The sequence below is a fragment of the Oxalobacteraceae bacterium OTU3CAMAD1 genome, assembly GCA_024123915.1.
GTDB lineage: Bacteria > Pseudomonadota > Gammaproteobacteria > Burkholderiales > Burkholderiaceae_D > Rugamonas.
This window is the reverse complement of sequence record CP099650.1, coordinates 2,304,978-2,324,374: the sequence shown is the minus strand read 5'-3', so window position 1 is coordinate 2,324,374 and position 19,397 is coordinate 2,304,978. Positions and strand designations below refer to the sequence as shown.

Here is a 19,397-nt window from a genome sequence, read left to right as displayed (position 1 = left end):
CCTAGTTGCAGTAGGTTTTCTTAGCAGGGACATTTTGGTTTCCGGTGTTTTCGGTGGTGGTGGTGCTGCTGCTTTGCGACTTCGGTTCGCTCGACAATGGTTCGTCGGTTTTATTCCCGGCCCCAAGTGGCGGGACCGGCTCGCCGCGCGTGACCGTCTTGATGACTTCTGTGCTGGCCAGCAGCACCGGCTTGACCGGCTCGCTCGCGCTGGGCGGCGACAATACCTGGCACAGCGCGGAGTTCGGCGCGATGGTGCAGATATCCGCTGACACTGGCGTTGGCGTTGGCGTTGGCGTAGGTGTCGGCGTTGGCGTAGGTGTCGGCGTTGGGGTCGGCGTCGGCGTCGGCGTCGGCGTCGGCGTCGGCGTCGGCGTCGGCGTTGGCGTAGGTGTCGGCGTAGGTGTCGGTGTCGGCGTTGGCGTTGGCGTTGGAGTCGGTGTCGGTGTCGGTGTCGGCGTAGGTGTCGGCGTTGGCGTTGGTGTCGGCGTTGGTGTCGGCGTAGGCGTAGGCGTCGGCGTCGGCGTTGGCGTTGGCGTTGGCGTTGGCGTAGGTGTAGGCGTAGGTGTAGGCGTTGGCGTCGGCGTAGGCGGCGTATGCGTAATTTGCGTGTAGCTGTTATTCGAGCCGGCGATCGTGCTACCGCCAAGGGCGAAACTGGTTGCCGTTATCGTCACCGTACCGCCGGTCGAGGTCACGCTGGCCGCGTCGCTGAAGGTCATCGTGTTACTCGGATCATAGCTGTCGCCCGCCGCCAGGCTGATATCGCCGGAGAAGGAGCCGATCATGCCGTCGATCGTCAACGGGCTATGGGTTTGCAGGGTGATGGCGCCGGTGTCGGTCCAAACGCCATACAAGCCGTTGCCCGGCGACGGAGACGGCGCGGCGGCGATCAGCATGGCGCCAGTGTTATCGATGGTAATCGCGCCATTGTTGCCGCCGAGGGCGGGTAGCTGCTGCGCCTTCGTCACCGTCAAGGCCTCCGCATGCGCGGTATTGTTGACATTGGCGATATTGATCGCCGCCGTGCTGCCGCCGCCGGCCCGGTTGACCGCGGACAGTTGCGAAACCTTGGTCAGCAACGGCGCCGTGGTCGAGCCGATGCCGCCGGTGGCGGTCATCGTCAGATGGTTGGCGGTGATGGGAGTGCCATTGATGCCGCCGGCCGTGGTGATGGCGCCGGCGACGTCCAGCGTCACGTTGCCATCGGTATCGATGCCGCTGATCCGGTACAGGTCACCACCGGCCAAGGTGGCGATGGCCGTGCTGAAGGTGTTCTTGAACTCAAAATCATTGCCGGCTCCCTGCTGCGACACCGCCAGGTTGACCACCCGATTGCCCGCGTTGTTCAGCGTGATGTCGCCGGCGTTGGCGACGGCCAGGTTCTCCACGTTGATGGCGCCGGTTTGTGTGATGGCGCCGCCGTTGCTCAACAGAGCTATGCTGGTGGTGGCGGGGTCCCGCTGCGCCGCCAGGGCGCCGCTGGTGGCGATTCCCGCGACGGCAATGCCAGCCACGTCGTGCGCCGCATCCTGGCTGCCGATCACCACGGTCGGCGCCTTCAGATAGCGGATATCCTTGACCAACAGGCAGTTGATCGTGTTGACGCAGGAGCTGCCGCCCAATTCGATATGATAGCCGCCGGCGGCCGGACGGACGCTGGCCACGTTGGCCGTGACGTTGGCGTTCAGGTCCAGCACGTTGGCCGCGATCGCCACCGTATCGGCGGTGGTCGCCGCGTTGACGTTGACCTCCAGCGCGTTCAACGTCAGCGCGCCGTTGACCCGGGTGGCGGCGTCGATCAGCACGTTGCCGGTGCGGCCCGTGCCCAGCGTCAGGTTGCGGACGTAGCCGCTCGAGCCCGTCAAGTCGAGCGACCCGGTCACCGCGACCACACCATTGGCGCTGGCACTGGCGATGGTGACGTCGGCGTTGTCTATTTTCTTGAGCGTGTCTTCGCTTACGGCCATCGCACTGCCAGGAACATCGCTGGCGATGCGATCCGCGCCGGTGCCGACGTTGACGTCGCCGACCGACGTGATCAGCACCTTGGCGCCGCTGCCCTGGCCGCTGATGCGCGCGCCGCCGCCCAGTGTCAGGGTATTGGCCTTGATACCGATATCGCCGCCGGTCAGCGTAGCGCTGGTTCCCAGCGTCACATTGGTCGCCTCGACCGCCAGGTTGCCGGTGGCGCCGGCATCGACCTTGCCGTTGACGTTGACGGCGCTGCCGGCCAGCGAAACCGCATGGCCACGGCTATTGAGCGTGGTGGTGGCGCCCAGCGAGGCGATCGTCACGGCGCCGCGGCCGCTGGCCGGGCCGGCGCCCTCGTCGTTGGCCGTCAGCCGGATGTCGCCGGTCATCGCCAGCACGGCGTTGACGTTGATGTTGTTGCCCGCCTGCGCCGTCAGGCTGACGCCGCTGTTGGCATTGTGGATCGCCGCGCCGAAGGTGATGTCGTGGCGCGCCTGCAGCACCACGTTGGCGGTGGCGCCACTCAACGCACCGGAGTCAACCTGGGTCACGCCGCTGGCGGCTTGGCCGAACTCCGCCACGTCGGACAGCGGAGTCTGGATATTGGAGTCCTTGATGACGACGATGTCGTAGGGATCGAGCAGCCAGGTGCCGTTCTTGCCGCCCTGGCCGGCCGTGGCGCCGGCGTCCACGCGCGCGCCGGCCACATCCAGATAGTGGCCGGAGGTTTCTATCAGGCCGCCATTGCCGCCCCGCGCGCCGCCGCGCGCCGACAAGGCGCCGTGCATGCGGGTCGCCTCGTCGCTCCACACGACGACCTTGCCGCCGTCGCCGCTGACGCCGGCGTCGGCGCCGATCGTTACATCCCGCCCGACGAAGGTTTGCTGCGCGTTCGGCAGCGCCGAAGTGTTGCCGTCACCTTTACCTTGGTAGCCGCCACCGACCAGCACAGAGCCGCCACCGGCCGCGCCACCGGCATCGACCACGGCGTTGCCGGTCAGGCCGACCCGCGCGCCCAGCAAGCGGATATCGCCGCCGGTGTTGAGATTGCCGTCAAGATCGCCGCCGCGCGCGCTGGTGACGCTGCCCGCCTCCAGCATGGTGGTGCCGGCCGCCTTCAGGACGATCTGGCCGCGTTCGCCGCGCACGGCGCTGTCGGCGTTGATCGCGCCGCGCTGGTTGACCAGCGCGCCGTAGACGCCCACGCGGCCGCCCCGGGCGACGATGCTACCAAGGTTGAGCGCCTGGTCGGCCGGCGCCGACACCACCACCTGCACGTTGGGATCGCTGGAATCGAACAATTGCACGCTGTGGCCCGCCGCCAGCACCACGTCGCCGTTTGGCGACGAGATGACGCCGCTGTTTTCCACCGCCGGAGCGATCAGGAAAATCTGTCCGCCGTCGGGAGTGGTGAGCGTGCCCTGGTTGACGACCTTGCCCGCGTTGGCGGCGCCGGCGAAATTGTTCTTACCGGCCAGGAAATCGGCGTTGGAGATCGCCAGGCTGGAGGCCACCAGACCGTTGACGTCGACCCGCGAGCCGGCGCCGAACAGCACGCCGTTGGGATTGATCAGGAACACCTTGCCGTTCGACTGCAGCGAGCCCAGGATGCGGCTCGGGTCCTGGCCGGTGATGCGGTTCAGGACCTTGCTGTCGGCGCTTTGCTGGATGAAGCGGGTGACCTCGCCCGCGTTCACTGAAAAACTGCGCCAGTCGATGATGGTGTTGGGCGTGTTGGTGATCGAATACAGGTTGCCCTGCTGGTTGAAAGTGGCCGCGCCATGCACCACGGTCGGCGCCACCGGATTGGCCTGGGCCGTGCCGAAGGCGGCCGCCACCAGCACGGCCAGTGCCTTGCGGCGCAGCTTCGCGGACGGCGGCTGGCGGCCGATACGGCTGGAGTGGGTGCGGTGGCTGTTCATAGCGGTCTTTTCAGGTGTTCAGTAAGCCAAACCCAAACGCAGGTGCAGGCGGTTGGCGTCGGCGCGGCCGGTGGCGCCGGCGCGCAGCACGTGACCATAGTCGAGTTGCAGGTTGACGTAGGTCGACAGCAGCAGGCGCAGGCCCACGCCGGCGCTGCCGATGGAGGTGCTTTCCAGTTCGCCCGGCAGCGCATGGTTGCGCTTGATGTAGGCGTTGTCGAAGAAGCCGAGCAGGCGGCAGTTCCAGGCCTGGCGGCCGCACAGGTTGGGCGTGTAAGCCTCCAGGTTGACGGCGACGCCGCTGTCGTTGGAGATTTCGCGTTCGGTGAAGCCGCGCACCGAGGTGGCGCCGCCGGCGCCGAACTGCTCGCCCGGGATCAGCGCGTCGCGCGTGTATTGGCCGTTGGCGATGGCGCGCAGTTGCCAGTCGTTGGCCAGCGCCTGCGTCACGCTGCCGCCCAGGCGCAGCACGGTGTAGTCGGCCCTGGCGCCGCTGCGCGCCAGCGTGAAGTCGCCCTGGCCGCCCTTGGAGCCGCCGGAGATATTGCGCAGCAGGGTGAGCTGGCCGCCGATCTCGCCCGATTTCAGCGGCAGGCTGCCGGTGTAGGCGATACTGAGCGGATGCACGGTGACGTCGTTGCCGAGGTTGCCCAACTGCTGGCCCACCAATTCGACGTTGTTCTTGAACGCCTTGACGTCGACGCCGTAGGTCAGGTGGGAGTCGTATTCGCCGCGCTTGGCCAGCGACTGGTTGTAGCGCGCGCCGTAGACGGCGCCCCGGCCGCTGACGGCCAGGTTGAACAGGCCGGCCGACACGGTGCCGGAATCGACGTTGGAATAGCTGGCGAAAAAGTCCAGCGAGTCGCCCAGCGCGTACAGCGGGATATGGTAGCCGGCGCCGTAGACCTTGACCCGGCCCGGTTCCTCGGCCGAGGTGGTGTACTGCAGCGAGGCCACGTGGTCGAGGCCGAACAGGTTGGCGTTTTGCAGGATGAAGCCCAGGTGGGTCTTGCCGGTCTGCTCGGTGCCGGTGTTGTCGGCGTTGGCCATCGCCTTCCAGACGCGCTGGTCCTTGACCTCCAGCACGGCGTCGACTTCATCGTCCTTTTCGCCGCCCTGCAGCTTGAGCGTGACCTGCTTGGACGGATTCTCGTTGCCTTGCTTGAGGTTGGCCGACACGGCCTTCAGGTTCGGCGTGCGGCCTTCCTGCAGCGCGGGCAAGGCGCGGCGGATGTTGGCTTCGTCGAAGTACTGATTGTTCTTGACGCTGACGCGGCCGACTTTGGTTTCCACCACGCGCAGCAGCACCACGCCACGGTTCAGTTCCTGCTCGGGCAGTTGAACGGTGACGACGTTGTAGCCCTGCGCGTGGTAGGCCCCCTCCAGCGCCTCGAGCGCGCGCTGGATATCGCCGAAGTCGCGCGTTTTCCCCGTGAACGGCGCCAGCAACTGTTCGATCCGTCCCTGTGGCAGCAGCGTATTGCCCTGGACATCGAAACGGGAAATATCGAAACGAATCGCGGCGCTGTCGCTCGCGGGCTCCCCCGCCCAGGCCGTTGACACGGTCAAGGCAAGGATGGCGCTCGCTAGCAGGCGGGGGAAACTATCGGTCATTGTCGGCTCTTCGAATTTTTGTCGCTGTCAGTTGCGGGAAATGTTAATTGTTCGACACTTCCTGATTCAGTCACACTCCGATGTTAACATGTTCAGCATAAGAATGATGCCCGATTGCAAGTATCAACTGTTAAATCACCGTCACGGGTGTTGGATTTCGGGCCGACCTAATTGCAATATGTTTTCTTTGCCACGCCTATCTTCTCGCCGGCTGTTGCGGTGCCGCCGTCACCGGCGGCAAGCGCCTTCTCCTTGTCGGGCGCGGTGCCGCCGTTCTGGGCTTCCGGCGGTTTGGCCTCGCTCCGCCCGGCCACGCCGAGCTGGGAGGCGGTCGCCGTGGCGGAATTGATCACATTGACCGTGGCGTTGAGGGCCTGCCCTACCGGTTCGCTTGGACGTCCCTGCGTCGCCACCACCACGGCGGCGGCTTCGGCGGCGGCCTTGGCGGCGGCGTCCGCCGCTGCTTTGGCTGCCGCGTCGGCTGCGGCCTGGGCGGCGGCATCGGCGGCCGCTTTAGCGGCCGCTTCGGCCGCTGCTTTGGCTGCCGCGTCGGCCGCAGCCTGGGCGGCGGCTTCGGCGGCGGCTTTGGCTGCGGCTTCGGCGGCGGCCTTGGCGGCGGCATCTGCGGCCGCTTCAGCCGCGGCCTTGGCGGCGGCGTCTGCTGCCGCTTTGGCGGCGGCTTCAGCGGCGGCTTTGGCTGCCGCGTCGGCTGCAGCCTTGGCGGCGGCATCGGCGGCAGCTTTGGCGGCCGCGTCGGCGGCGCCGTCGTTCAGCGTGGCCGTGGTCTGGCCGATGAATGTGCTGGAACGCACGTCGATCGAGCCTTGCAAGGTGGTCAAGGTCACCGGTCCGCCACCGCTGTTGAAGGTGGTGCCGGGCAGCGACGTGATATTGCCGGTGGCGGCGGTGGCGGCGATGCGGCCGCTCGACGGAACCCTCAACTTGCCGCCCAACTGGATGTTGCGGCCGGCGGTCAGGCCGATCGCCGCGCCGGCGTTCAACTCCGAATGCCTGGACAATATGATATCGCTGCTGGCGTCGAGCAGGATGGTCGCCGCACTGATCTCGTTATCGACCGTGATCGGGCTGTGCGCGGTGATCGACACCAGGCCGCCGGCGCCGGCGATGTCGCCGGTGGTGTGGATGCCGCCGGCGTTGTCGATGATGATGTTGCCGCTGGTGCTCATGGCGCCCAGCGCCAGCCCGTCGCCGGACACGGTGTTGTGGAGCGCGATATTGCCGGCGCCGTTGACGATCGCCTCGAATGCGCCAACCTGGTTGCCGGCGTCGGTCAAGGCGATGCCGTTGGCCGCGAAGGCGTGCAGGCTATCGGTCACCAGCGCGCCGGTCTGGGTGATCCCGCCCTGCGCGGCGTTGAGCGTGATGCCAGCCTTGGCGCGCGCGTTGCCGATGGCGATATCGCCGCCGTTGCCCACAGTGAGCGTGCCGTCGATATCGATGGCCCCGCCGCTCTGCGCCAGCGCGGCGATGTCCAGTTGGGTGGCGGCGCCGGTGCCCGACAGCACGCCGCCGCTCAACACCAGGTTGCTGATCTGCATATGGCCGTTGACCGCCAGCGCGCCGCCGCCCAGCATCAGGCCGCCGCCGTTGGCGTAGGAGGCGTCGGCGCCGGTGCCGGTCAGGGTCAGCGCGCCGCCGGTCAGGCTCACGCCCTGCCCGTTCGCGCGCAGCGACGTCAGCGTGGTGGCGCCGGCGCCGCTGTCGTAGGTGACGATGCCGCCGGCGTTGTTGAGCACCGCCGCCAGCACGTTGGCGGCCGACGGCGCCACGCCGTCCTGCCAGTTGGCGGCGTCGCTCCACAAGCCGCCGCCGGTCGCCGTCCAGGTCGCCAGCGCGCGGGGCGTGATCGTGCCCTTGGCGGCCGCCAGGGTGTAGTTGCCGGCGTCGGCGCCGGACAAGCCGGCACCGCCGCCCAAGGTGACCACCTTGTCGACGCCGGCGTTCTTGTCGGCGTAGGTCGCGGTGGCGCCGTTGGCCGCCAGCGAGACGGCGTCGGCCGATCCGCCGGCGGTGCTCAGCACCCCGGTCAATGTTGCCCCGGTCAGCGTGGCGGCGGCGCTGTTGTTGTAGTCGCGCGCCGCCAGCGACACCGTCAGCGCGGCCGGCGTGATATCGGCCGTCAGCCCGGTCGGCAGATTGCCCACGACATAGTTGCCGCTGTCGGCGCCGCTCAAGGCGATGCCGCGGACGGTCACGCTCTTGGCCGTGCCGACGTTCTTGTCGGCGAAGCTGGCGCTGGCGCCGCCGATGGCGACCTTGTCGTTGCCGATGACGCCGCCCAGCGTGCCGTTGCTCAAGCTGGCCAAGCGGCCATAGGTGGCCGTCGCGCTGTCGTAGTCGAGGTTGTAGATCCGGTGGTTGGCCGTCAGGCCGGTCACGGTCAGCGTGGCCGGCGTGATGTCGGCGCTCAAATCCGACGGCGAGGCCAGCACATAGTTGGCGGCGTCGGCCCCGGTCAAGCTCAGGCCGCCGGTGGCGACCGTGACCAGCTTGCCGGTGCCGACGTTCTTGTTGCTGAAGGTCGCGGTCCCGCCGACCATGCCGGCCAGCGCCACGTCGTCGCCATTGAAACCGGCCACCGACGCGCTGCCGCCGAGCTGGGCCACGGTGGTGCCGTCGTACTGGCGCGACACGGCGCTCAAGCCCGACAGCGCCAGCGACGCCCTGGTGATGCTGCCGCTGCCGCCGACGGCGCCGCCCAGAACGTAATTGCCGAAGTCATTGTTGGTGAGGGTGGCGTTGGCCACGCTCATCGCCTTGCCGGCGCCGGCGTTCTTGTCGCTGAAGCTGACCAGCCCGGAGACGCCCAAGGTGTCGCCGCCCACCAGATTGCCGAAGGTGTAGGTCGCCGGTTGCTCCATGTAGGCGACCCCGTCATAGATCTTGGTGCCGGTGACGGTGGCCGTGACCGTGCGTGGCTGGATGACCAGGCGCGCGCCGGTGCCGGTGTAGGTGATGTCGTATTGGGTCGACCACAGGCCGCCGACCTCGTAGGTGCCGACATTGACGGCGCCGTCGTAACCGAGGGTGCCGTTGATGCCCGCGACCACGCCGGTGGCGCTGCCGGTGAACGCGGCCGACGCGCCGTCGTAGGTCTTGGTGACGCCGTTGCCGCCGCCGCTGACGGCGATCGTCTTCGACGTCAGGAAGCTTTTCAGCAGCGGCGCGGTATGGCCGTCATAGTTGCGCCAGACGGTGGAAAAGTCGAAGCCGGCGTAGCTCGACTGCTGCTGGCTCTGCTTGTCGGTCAGCCCCGTGCCGGCGATGTCGTACGCGCTGCCGGCGGCATCGGCGTTGAAGTAGCCGTTGCTGATGGTGCCGGTGCCCAACGTCCCGACCATGGCGCTGACGCCGCCGGAAAACAGTTGGCCGTCGACGGCGCCGCCGCTGTAGCTGTTGCCGACCGTGCCGGAGAAAAGTTCGCCTATCAGCCCGCCCATGTTGGCGTGGTTCAGGTTGACGTCCAGCAGATTGCCGCTGACGTCGCCGCTGGCGTAGACGTTGGCGATGGTGCCGCCGGTCCCGTTGAGGATGTTGTTGCGCCCCGCAAGGCCGCCGACGTTGCGTCCGCCCTGGACGTCGCCGGTGGCGTAGGCGATGCTGATGACGCCGCCGTTGTTATCGCCCACCAGGCCGCCGACGATCTCGCCGGTCGAGGTCACGTTGCCGCTGGCGCGGGAGGTGGTGATGGCGCCGACATGGGCGCCGTCGTTGGCGTTGCTGCCGACCAGCCCGCCCACATAGCCGAAGCCGGTCGAATTGACAGCGCCGCTGGCGGACGTGGCGCTGATGCTGCCCAGGTTGCGCCCGGCCAGGCCGCCGATATTGGCGGCATGAGGGCCGGCCAGGCCGGTGACGACGCCGCCGGCGCTGGCGTTGCTGATCGCCGCGCCGTTGTCGCCCACCACGCCGCCCACGTTGGACACGCCGGTGACGCCGGCGGACGACTTGACGTTGTCGATGATGCCGCCGGCGCCGGCGACCGCGCTGCCGACCACGCCGCCGACGTTGGCGTTGCCGCGCACCGCGCCATCGCTCAGGTTCAGATTTTTGATGGTGCCGCCGCCCAAAAGCGCAAACAGGCCGACGTTGTTGGAGCCGGCGCGATCGATGGCCAGGTCGTTGATCTTGTAGCCGTTGCCGTTGAACGTGCCGGCATACGGATAATCGGTGTTGGCGAGCGGCGCGAAGCCCTGGCCCGCGTTCCAGCCGACGGTGCCGCTGGCGTCGATGTCCTTGTTCAGGCTGAACCATGTGGACGCCGGCAGGCCGCCGGCGCCTTGCAATCCGTAGATGTCGTCGATCAGATACGGCGTGGCCGCGCTGCCGTTGCCCGCGGTCGCGCGCACGAAGCTGCCGCCCTCCAGCCGGAAATCGGCCGCTGAAAAGTGGGGCAAGGCGCCGGTCTGCGACCAACTGCCGCCACCGAGCGTGAAGATGCCGCCGACGGTAACGGCGTTCGGCGCGCTGATATTGTTCGCGGCGTTCAGGTTCAGGCCGCCGGCAATCGTCAGCTGCTCCCCGAGTGTGATGTCGCCGCCAGCCGCCGTCACCGACAAGGTGCCGGTGCTCGCCACCGAACTGAGACCGAGATTGACGCTGTCGGCCGTCAACGACGCGCTGCCGCCGGTGGAAGCCAGCCTGCTCACGCCGGTGATCGTGTTGCCGGTGTTATCCAGGACGATATTGCCGGCGGCCAGGGCGTTCAGGCTGGCCGCGCGCAGGCCGTCGATGGGGCTGGTGGTCTGGACGATGGCGCCGCCCGCGTTCAGATGCAGCGGCGCGTTGGCGCCGTCGATCGACGCCTTCAATTCGATGCCGGCGTTGGCGTTCAGGGTCAGGCTGTGGGTGGAGAGCCAGCTAACAGGGCTGAGCACGCTGATCTTGCCGCTGCCGGTGCCGGCGCTGTTGTCGGTGGTGACGGTGACATCCGTGGTCGCTAGCGCGTTCTGCAAGGTACTGGTCAGCAGCAGCGAATCGGCCACGGCGATCGTTTCCAGGAACACGCCGTTGTTGTTCGGCGGCGTGGCGCCGGCCGTCATGCCGGCGGCCGTGGCGGTGCCGCTGTCGCTGGCGATGTAGATATCGCTCGGGTCCAGCAGCAAGGTGCCGGTCGCGCCCAGCGGCGCGCGCGTGTCGACCCTGCCTTGCATATCCAGATAATGGCCGGACGTTTCGACGAAGCCGCCGTTGCCGCCGGCCGCGCCGCCGCGCGCGGAAATGGCGCCGAACACCCGCGTCGCCCGGTCGCTCCAGACGATGACCTTGCCGCCGTCGCCCAGACCGGTGGCGTCGGCCTTGATCACGCTGTCCTTGCCAACAAAGGTCTGCTGCGCGTTCGGCAACGCCGCATTTTTTCCCTGATAATCGCCGCCGACCAGCACCGTGCCGCCGCCGGCGCCGCCGCTGGCGTCCACCACGGCGTTGCCGGTCAGGCCGACCTGCGCGCCCAGCAGCACGATGTCGCCGCCGGTGTTGAGGTTGCCATCGGCCGTGCCGCGCGCGCTGGTGCTGCTGCCGGCCTCCAGCAAGGTGGTGCGGCTGGATTTGAGGATGATCTTGCCGTTGGCGCCCATGACGGCGCTGTCGGCGTTGATCGTGCCGCGCTGGTTGACCAGCGCGCCGTAGACGCCGACGCGTCCGCCCTCGGCGACGATGCTGCCCAGGTTGAGCGCCTGGTCGGCCGGCGACGACACCACCACCTGCACGTTGGGATCGCGTGAGTCGAACAACTGCACGCTGTGGCCCGCCGCCAGCACCACGTCGCCATTCGGGGACGAGATGATGCCGCTGTTTTCCACCGCCGGCGCGATCAGGAAAATCTGCCCGCCATTGGGCGTGGCCAGCGTGCCCTGGTTGACGACCTTGCCCGCGTCGGCGGCGCCGGCGAAGTTGTTTTTACCGGCCAGGAAATCGGCGTTGGAGATCGCCAGGCTGGACGCGACCAGACCGTTGACGTCGACCCGCGAGCCGGCGCCGAACAGCACGCCGTTGGGGTTAATCAGGAACACCTTGCCGTTCGACTGCAGCGAGCCGAGGATGCGGCTGGGGTCCTGGCCGGTGATGCGGTTCAGGACCTTACTGTCGGCGCTCTGCTGGATGAAGCGCGCCACTTCGTCGGCGCCAAGCGAGAAGCCCTGCCAGTTGATGATGGCGTTGGGCGTATTGGTGATCGAATACGTCTTGCCCTGGAAATTGAAGCTGGCCTGGCCCGCCACCACGGTCGGATTGACAGGGGCGGCGTGGACCTGAACAGCGCCGCCGTAGCAGGCGGCCACCAGTACGAACAGAAGCTTGCGCCGCAGCGGCGCGCCAGCGTGGGAGAGTTGGCGTTGGCAATCAAGATCTGCGGTCATGAAGACATCCTCTATCGGGGCTGGTCGTCGGCTCACCGCGCCGGTGACGGCGCCATGGGCGGGTATGCTATGGGCGGGGCATGCGGAGCCCGTTGAGATATATCCAACGGGAAACAAATATTACTTGAAGTTTAGTCGTATTCAGGGCTGGCGCCAGCTTTTTTTTGCAAATAAGCATGTATTTCCCGCTTTCTGTGGCGCGCCGCGCTCAACATTCCAAACGATCACAATTGCATATTCAGCACGAGATTAAGCACTATTTGGTGTCGAACGTCGTGACGCCGTCCCAGTCGTCGCCCGGCGGATGGGCCCGGTAGTAGGCAATGCGTTCAGTGTATAAGGAATACAGGCGGTCGTCCGGGGATAAGTCATGCAATTGGGCAATTATTGACATGGCTCTATCCCACTGTTGCGCCCGCACGGCGGCCAGCGCCTCGTGCCAGCGTGCCAGCCCTTCGGCGGTCGCCGCGTCAAGCGCGCTTGCCGGCGCCAGCGGCTCGAAGATGGCCACCGGCTCGCGCTTGCCCTTGACCCGCACCAGGTCCAGCTCGCGGTAGGCGAATTCCGGCGCCGCCGCGCGCGTGGCCGCGCCGACGGCGATGCCGACGCCGTAGACCTTGGTGATGCCCTCGAGCCGGGCGCCGAGGTTGACCGCGTCGCCCATGACGGTGTAGGCGCGGCGGATCTTGGACCCCATGTCGCCCACGTGCATCAGGCCGGTGTTCAGGCCGATGCCGATCTTCAGTGGCGGCCAGCCGCGCGCGAGGAAGTCGTCGTTGAGGCGTTGCGCGCTGGCCTGCATCAGCAGCGAGGTGGCGACGGCGCGGCTGGCGTGGTCGGCGAAGGCCACCGGCGCGCCCCAGAACGCCATGACGGCGTCGCCGATGTATTTATCGAGCGTGCCCCGGTGGCTGTCGCGGATGTCCTCCGACATCGCCGTCAGGTACAGGTTGATGTATTCGCGCAGCGCCTTCGGCGTCAGCCCCTCGGAGATGGTGGTGAAGCCGCGCACGTCGACGAACAGCACCGTCAGCTCGCGGCTTTCGCCGTCCATATGGTATTGCTCGGGATTGGCGGCCATCTCGGCCACCAGCTCGGGGGCGACGTATTCGCCGAAGCGCGACACCAGCGCCCTGCCCTTGCGCACCTCGAAAAAATAACCCCAGGCGACGTTGAACACGAAGATGGCGGCGATGACGATCAGCTGCATCGCCAGGTGGAACAGCAGGTCGCGCTCGCTGTACAGGTAGTAGTTGAAGGCGACGCTGGCGCCCAGCGCCGCCGCGCCCAGCAGGATGGCCTGCAGCGGCGCCAGCGCTGGCAGCGCGAACGTCAGCAACAGGCCGGCCAGCAGGATCAGCCCGGCCTCGACGGCGATCGCGGTGTCCGGACGCGCCTTGAAATTGTCGTCGAGGATGGACTTGATGATGTTGGCGTGGATCTCGACACCGGGGAACTCGGGGTTGACGGGCGTGGCGCGCAGGTCGACCAGGCCCGGCGCTGTGGTGCCGATCAGCACCACCGCGCCCTTGAGCACCGCGGCCGGGGCGCGCCCGGTCAGCACGTCGGCCGCCGACACGTAGCGGAAGGCGCCGCCGCGCGGGCCGCCGTTGCCGCGGAACTGGATCACCGTTGTCATCGCCTCGCCCACCGGGATCAGGCGCTGGCCGCCGGGCAGGAACAGCGACAGGAAATCGTAGCCGCCGCTGTCCTGCTGGCTTTGCGACATGCGGTCGACCGAGCGGTCGAGATAGGGTTTGATGGCGCGCGCCTTCAGGTACACGCCGGCCGTGGCCAGCGACAGCGACGGGTAGTAATCGGCGCCGACCTGCTGGATCAGGCCGGCGGTGCGGACGATGCCGTCCGGATCGGTGACCACCGAGAAGCTGCCGGCGCCGGCGGCCGCGCGCGCCAGCGGCGCCACGTTGGCCTCGTAGCCGTCGGCCGAATAAGCCAGCAGTTCGCGGCCGTTCAAATCCTGTTCGCTGAACAGCGGCGCCGGCAGCGCACCCTTGACCTGGTCCGGCGACAGGTTAAAGCCGAGCACCACCGGCTGCCCTTGCAGCGCGGCGGCGAACAGGCCGTCGTAGTCCATCGCCGGGCGCAGTTGTTCGAGCCGTTCGCGCAGCGCCGGCACGTCCTTCAGTTCGCCGGCCGACAACCGCTCCAGCACGCCGTAGCCGGAACTGGTGTCCGGCTCGGGAAAGGAGATATCGTAGCCGACCGCGCCCACCCGGTAGTGGCGGGTCAGTTGGGAGACAAGCCGCGCCTGGATGTCGCGGCTCCACGGGAAGCGGCCGAATTCGCTCAGCGCCTTGCCGTCGATGTCGACGATGACGATGCGCGGATCGAGCACCGGCGCCTGCAGCTTCATGCGCTCGCCGGCGATCAGGCTGTCGAGGCGGGCGACGGTGCCGTTGTCGTAGAAACCCAGCGCATAGGCCGCGCCGAGCGCGGTGACGAGCATGCCCAACAGCCAGCGCGGGCCGGATTTGAGCAGCGTTCGGGCCCAACGGCGCCAGGGTGGCAAGGTCGCTCCTTACGGCGTATAGCCGGGAATCCGCGATTCGTCGATCACGTCGATCTGCTTCTCGTCCATGTTCTTGCGGGCGAATTCCAGATAGATCTTGCTGCGGATGAAAATGTCGAACAGGTCCGGATCGATGTGGCCGTTGAGCGAGAACTGGCCGAGGATGCGCAGCGATTCCGACAGCATCTTGCCCTTCTTGTACGGACGGTCCTGGGCCGTGAGCGCCTCGAAGATGTCGGCGATGGCCATCAGCCGCGCCTGCACCGACATCTGGTCGCCGGTCAGGCCGCGCGGATAGCCCCTGCCGTCCATGCGCTCGTGGTGGCCGCCGGCGTATTCCGGCACGTTCTTGAGGTGCTTGGGCCACGGCAGCGCCTCGAGCATGCGGATCGTCACCACGATGTGGTTGTTGATGATCTTGCGCTCGGCCTCGGTCAGGGTGCCGAAGCGGATGGTCAGGTTCGTCACCTCGTCGGCGTCGAGAAAGTCGCGCTCGTCGCCGTCCGGGCCGGTCCAGCGGCGCGCGGCGATGCCGCGCACGCGCTGCTGGTGCTCGACCGACATGGCCTCGGCGCCGACGTTGGCGAAGCGGATGAAGTCGCGCTCCTCGCGCAGGTCGGCCTGGCGGCGCGCCAGCTCGGCGTCGATCGCGGCCAGCCGGACGGGGTCGCCGCCGGCGGCCAGCTTCTGCTTGAGCGCGGCGATTTCGGCGTCGCGCAGCAGCACCTCGAAGCGGGTGTCGATGGTGTGGATGCGGTCGCTGATGGTCTCGAGCTTGGTGGCCTTGTCGACCACGTGCACCGGGGTGGTGATCTTGCCGCAATCGTGCAGCAGGCCGGCCAGCCACAGTTCCTTGCGGTCGGCGTCGGTCATGCGGAAGCCGGCCATCGGGCCGGTCTCGGTGGCATGCACCGCCTCGGCCAGCATCATCGTCAGCTCCGGCACGAACTGGCAATGGCGCCCGGTGTAGGGCGACTTCTCATCGATGCCGATGTTGATCAGGTTGACCAGCGATTCGAGCAGTTCCTCGAGCTGGCGGATCAGGCGCTGGTGCGTCAGCGCCACGGCCGCCTGCGCGGCCAGCGCCTCGATGAAGCGCTGGTCGGTGGACGAGAAGGCGCGGATGGCGCCGGTCTCGGCGTCGATGGCGTTGATCAATTGCAGCACGCCGACCAGTTCGCCTTCGTGGTCGCTCATCGGCACCGTCAGGAACGATTGCGAGTGGTAGTGGCGCTGGCGGTCGAATGCGACCATGCCGGAGAAGTTGAAGACGTCGGCCTTGTAGACGTCCTCGATGTTGACCGACTGGCCGAAATGGGCCGCGTACGCCGCCACCGACGACAGGTTGCGCTCGCCGCCGGCCTCGTACAGCGGAATCGACGGCGCCGTGACCGGCTCGCCGTTGGCGCCGCCCTGACGCATGCCCAGGGTGTCGTTCCACAGGATATTGAAGTCGAGCGAGCGCTTGTCCGCGCTGGGCCGGTACAGGGTGCCGCCGTCGGCGTTGGTCATGCTCTTGGCGACGACCAGTATCCGCTCCAGCAAGGAGTCGGTGTCGTGCGTGCCGCCCAGCTCAACGCTGAGTTCCGTCAACTGGTCGAGACGCTGGGCAATCTGCGTTTGATTCAACTCTGGCATGATTGTTTTTTTGTTACCGTTTAGGGAAAGTGACTGGCATCAACGCAGTGTCGAGTGTATCCGTAGTGCAAGCTGTTGTACATGGGGAACTGTATCGTGCGGGAGAATCGCCATTTCGCAGTTCAGTTTATTGTTCTGTTTCGCCCCCGCGCGGGAAAAAAAAGCTATCATCGGCCGTTGGTGGCAAGGCTGGAAAAAAACAACCGGCACCGGCGAAAATTACAAAAAAATCACTAGGGATAGAGCATGAAATTCAGATTTTGGGGAGTACGCGGCTCCATCCCCTCGCCGGGGCCGCGCACCGCGCGCTACGGCGGCAACACCACCTGCATCGAAGTGCGCACCGATGACGACACCTTGATTATCATCGACGGCGGCACCGGCCTGTTCTCGCTCGCGCAATCCTTGATTCAAAACAAAACCGTCCCCATCCACGCCAACATTTTTATCACGCACAGCCATTGGGACCATATCCACGGGCTGCCGTTCTTTACGCCGCTGTTCGTACGCGACAGCCGGGTGCGCCTGCACGGGGTCACCGACCCGGTCACCGGCAACGGCATTGAGCACGTGATGGGTGTGCAGTTGCAAAATAGCTATTTCCCCGTCAGCGAAACGCAGATGGACGCCACCATCGAGTATCACACGCTGACGGTGGGCGAGGCGATCCAGGTGGGCGACGCCACCGTCAACAACGTGGTGATGAACCATCCGGTGACCGACCTGGGGTATCGCATCGATTGCAACGGCAAGTCGCTGTTTTTCACCGGCGACCACGAGCCTTTTTACAATATCCACGAGGCCGGCCACCCGGAGCACGCGGCCTACGAGCGCTGGATGCGCGAACGCAGCGCCGCCATCGACGCCATGGCGATGGGCGTCGACGCGCTGATCGTCGATTGTTCGTATACGCGGGAGGAGTATCCCGCCAAGCGCGGGTGGGGACATGGCACCTTCGACTCGGCGTTGGCGCTGGCGCTGCGCACCGGCGCTGGCACCTTGTATTGCACCCACCACGAGCCGACCCGTGGCGACGACGAGCTGGAGGCGGTGTTCGCCGACGTGATGGCGCGCCACGCGTCGCTGCTCGGCGGGCTGAAGGTGGTGCTGGCGTACGAGGGAATGGAAATCGAGTTGGGCAATCGCACCGGCGAAAGCGAGGAAACACGTAGGGCGGATTAGGCGGCACGCCGTAATCGGCCATGGCCGTGCCGTCGGCGGCGCATGCATGGCCGATTACGCTGCGCTAATCCGCCCTACGTGTCTCCGAGGTTACGCTGTCTCCGTGGTCCGGCGCTGTTCCTTATGACATACGCCGGACGGGGATTACGCCGCCGCCACCGCCGGGCGGGCCGTCAAACGGCGGTCGGCCAGCGCGCGCAGCCGGGCCACGGCGGCCGGCAGGTTGAAGGCGCGGCCGGCGCGCAAGGCGCTGACCATTTGCGTGGCGATGCGCAGCGCCGGCGCGGCGGCGTTCTTGGCCGCGTAAGGCAACACCAGCCGGTAGCGGCCCTGCATGCGCGGCACCACGCCGACGAAACCGACCGTCACTTCATTGAGCGCCAGACGGCGCAATTCCAACGCCACCTGCTGCACCACCCGCACGATCTGCGGCACGTCGTCGCCGCGCATGCCGACCAGGCCGGCCTGGCTGCGCACGCCGGGCAGCATCGCCAGCAAGCGCTGGTCGAGCGACGCCAGCGCGGCCGGCGTGGCCGACGCGTCGTCGACTTCCAGAATGCTGAGCAGGCAAGGTTGGGTGGAATAGCGGTTGTCGCTGGAGAGGTAACGCTGGTCGATGATACGCATGGTTTTTCTAGCCTTTGATGAAACAGGCCATATTCTGAACCCGATCGCGCCCGCGCGGAAGCGGCGCCGGGAGCCTTCGCTTGTAAGACGAGGCTTACATATAAGGCGTGCCTAAGTCGGCGATGCTAGGCTCCGGGCAGTTGTTTCTCGAAGCAAACTGCCAGCGGATTGCCGATGTATTTGCCGTAGTTGGGCATGCGCACGTAGCCGCGCGCCGAATAGAAATCGACGGCGCGGCGGTTCACCAGCCGCGTCTCGAGCCAGATCGCCTGATAGCCCAGCGCCGCCGCCTCGCGCTCCAGGTAGGTCAGCACGGCACTGCCGATGCCGCTGCTGTGGCGGCGCGCGTACATGCGCTTGATCTCGGCCACGCCGGGCTCCAGCGGCCGCAAGGCGCCGCACCCCTGGGCCACGCCTGCGGCGTCGCGCGCGACGACAAAACACGCCATCGGGCCGCGCACGTCGTCGGCGTCGAACGAGGCCTTGCCGCTGCTGCCGGTGATCTCCTCGAGCACCGTCGACAACTCCGCCATCAACGCCACGCAGTCGGCGGCGCCGGGATCTTCGGGCGTGAGCGATATTGAGGGGATGGGCTTGTTCATACAATAGATTATTGCACAGTGCAAATCACCAGTTCCGGATCGGCGTTGATGCGCACCGGGATGCCGCTGCAACCCACGCCGCGACTGACGATCAGCTCGCCGTTGCCGGGCAACGGGAAACGCCCATAATGAAAGGGACGCGAAAGCGGCCCGCGCGGCATCACCAGCGGCGTGCCGTCGCCGGTGGCGATTTGCCCGCCGTGCGTGTGGCCGGCGAAACCGACGTCGAAGCGGTGGCCGTCCAGGCGCAGCAGGCCGTCCGGCGCGTGCATCAGCAGCACCCGCGTGGCGGCGGCGCCGGCGAAGGTGGCGTGGCCGTCTGGCGCGCCGGTCCACGGATCGTCCATGCCGCACACCGACACGCCGTCGAACGGCGCCGGCAGCGGGCGCGCGCGGTTGACCAGCATCTCCACCCCGGCGCGCGCGAACAAGCGCTCGATGAGGTCGTGGTCGGTGATCAGGTCGTGGTTGCCGAATACGGCCAGCTTGCCCAGCGGCGGCCGGCAGGCCGCCAGTCCCGCGCACAGCGCCTCCGCATAGCGCGCCGGGCCGTGGACGTAGTCGCCGCCCAGCAGCAGCAGGTCGGGCCGCTCGGCATCGAGGCGGGCGAACAGGTCGTCGAAGAGGCCGGCGTGGGTCGGCGGACCGGCGTGGAAATCGGAGGCGAAGGCGATCTTGAGGGGCCGCGGCAGGCGGCGCTCGGGCGCCAGCGCCACGCTGTAACGCGTCACACCCAGGCGCCCGTGCAGGCCGAGGCGATAGCTCAGCGACGCCACCAGTCCACCCAGCAACGCGGCGTTCATGACCGTTTCGGTGTAGCGCCGGAACCGGGAGTGGCGCGCGCCGCGCGGGGCCTTGCCCGGAGGTAATGTCATTGATGCCTGAGTGAATCTGCGAAAGGCGGCATGATAGCGCATTTGCGACGTCGCGGC

9 protein-coding genes are annotated in these 19,397 nt (G+C 67.2%); 1 reads left to right on the top strand and 8 read right to left on the bottom strand.

Annotation, left to right across the window (positions count from 1 at the left end):
- Window position 1 precedes the first annotated feature (1 nt).
- The 5 genes from NHH88_09940 to NHH88_09920 all read right to left on the bottom strand — a co-directional run bounded on the left by NHH88_09940 (window position 2) and on the right by NHH88_09920 (window position 16,054).
- Window positions 2-3,895: a filamentous hemagglutinin N-terminal domain-containing protein gene (locus NHH88_09940; GenBank protein ID USX16077.1), complete on the bottom strand. Its 3,894-nt coding sequence runs from the start codon at window positions 3,893-3,895 to the stop codon at window positions 2-4.
- Between the two features lie 18 nt (window positions 3,896-3,913).
- Window positions 3,914-5,509 carry a BamA/TamA family outer membrane protein gene (locus tag NHH88_09935; protein ID USX16076.1) on the bottom strand — a complete coding sequence of 532 codons (1,596 nt, stop codon included), beginning with the start codon at window positions 5,507-5,509 and terminating at the stop codon, window positions 3,914-3,916.
- 167 nt (window positions 5,510-5,676) lie between these two features.
- Window positions 5,677-11,886, bottom strand: a complete 6,210-nt coding sequence (locus NHH88_09930) for a YDG domain-containing protein (GenBank protein USX16075.1) — start codon at window positions 11,884-11,886, stop codon at window positions 5,677-5,679.
- Between the two features lie 256 nt (window positions 11,887-12,142).
- The gene (locus NHH88_09925; GenBank protein USX17309.1) at window positions 12,143-14,353 is read right to left on the bottom strand and encodes an adenylate/guanylate cyclase domain-containing protein; all 2,211 of its coding nucleotides are present in this window, start codon (window positions 14,351-14,353) and stop codon (window positions 12,143-12,145) included.
- A gap of 72 nt (window positions 14,354-14,425) precedes the next feature.
- Entirely contained in the window at window positions 14,426-16,054 is a 1,629-nt protein-coding gene (locus tag NHH88_09920; GenBank protein USX16074.1) for a GAF domain-containing protein, read from the bottom strand.
- Between the two features lie 246 nt (window positions 16,055-16,300).
- On the opposite strand from NHH88_09920, the gene NHH88_09915 reads away from it, so the two are divergent.
- A complete protein-coding gene (locus tag NHH88_09915; protein USX16073.1) occupies window positions 16,301-17,236 on the top strand; it encodes an MBL fold metallo-hydrolase in 936 nt (311 codons plus the stop codon).
- A 144-nt stretch (window positions 17,237-17,380) separates the two neighbouring features.
- Here NHH88_09915 and NHH88_09910 read toward each other — a convergent pair whose 3' ends face one another.
- From NHH88_09910 to NHH88_09900, 3 genes are all read right to left on the bottom strand, one after another.
- Window positions 17,381-17,863: a hypothetical protein gene (locus tag NHH88_09910; GenBank protein USX16072.1), complete on the bottom strand. Its 483-nt coding sequence runs from the start codon at window positions 17,861-17,863 to the stop codon at window positions 17,381-17,383.
- Window positions 17,864-17,988: 125 nt separating this feature from the next.
- The gene (locus NHH88_09905) at window positions 17,989-18,465 is read right to left on the bottom strand and encodes a GNAT family N-acetyltransferase (protein ID USX16071.1); all 477 of its coding nucleotides are present in this window, start codon (window positions 18,463-18,465) and stop codon (window positions 17,989-17,991) included.
- Window positions 18,466-18,473: 8 nt separating this feature from the next.
- A complete protein-coding gene (locus NHH88_09900) occupies window positions 18,474-19,340 on the bottom strand; it encodes a metallophosphoesterase (GenBank protein ID USX16070.1) in 867 nt (288 codons plus the stop codon).
- Window positions 19,341-19,397 lie beyond the last annotated feature (57 nt).

What these genes read in the sequence shown, in the direction of transcription:
- NHH88_09940 (USX16077.1), bottom strand. Translation starts at nt 3,895, where the DNA reads ATGAACAGCCACCGCACCCACTCCAGCCGTATCGGCCGCCAGCCGCCG.
- NHH88_09935 (USX16076.1), bottom strand. Translation starts at nt 5,509, where the DNA reads ATGACCGATAGTTTCCCCCGCCTGCTAGCGAGCGCCATCCTTGCCTTG.
- NHH88_09930 (USX16075.1), bottom strand. Translation starts at nt 11,886, where the DNA reads ATGACCGCAGATCTTGATTGCCAACGCCAACTCTCCCACGCTGGCGCG.
- NHH88_09925 (USX17309.1), bottom strand. Translation starts at nt 14,353, where the DNA reads ATGCTCGTCACCGCGCTCGGCGCGGCCTATGCGCTGGGTTTCTACGAC.
- NHH88_09920 (USX16074.1), bottom strand. Translation starts at nt 16,054, where the DNA reads ATGCCAGAGTTGAATCAAACGCAGATTGCCCAGCGTCTCGACCAGTTG.
- NHH88_09915 (USX16073.1), top strand. Translation starts at nt 16,301, where the DNA reads ATGAAATTCAGATTTTGGGGAGTACGCGGCTCCATCCCCTCGCCGGGG.
- NHH88_09910 (USX16072.1), bottom strand. Translation starts at nt 17,863, where the DNA reads ATGCGTATCATCGACCAGCGTTACCTCTCCAGCGACAACCGCTATTCC.
- NHH88_09905 (USX16071.1), bottom strand. Translation starts at nt 18,465, where the DNA reads ATGAACAAGCCCATCCCCTCAATATCGCTCACGCCCGAAGATCCCGGC.
- NHH88_09900 (USX16070.1), bottom strand. Translation starts at nt 19,340, where the DNA reads ATGACATTACCTCCGGGCAAGGCCCCGCGCGGCGCGCGCCACTCCCGG.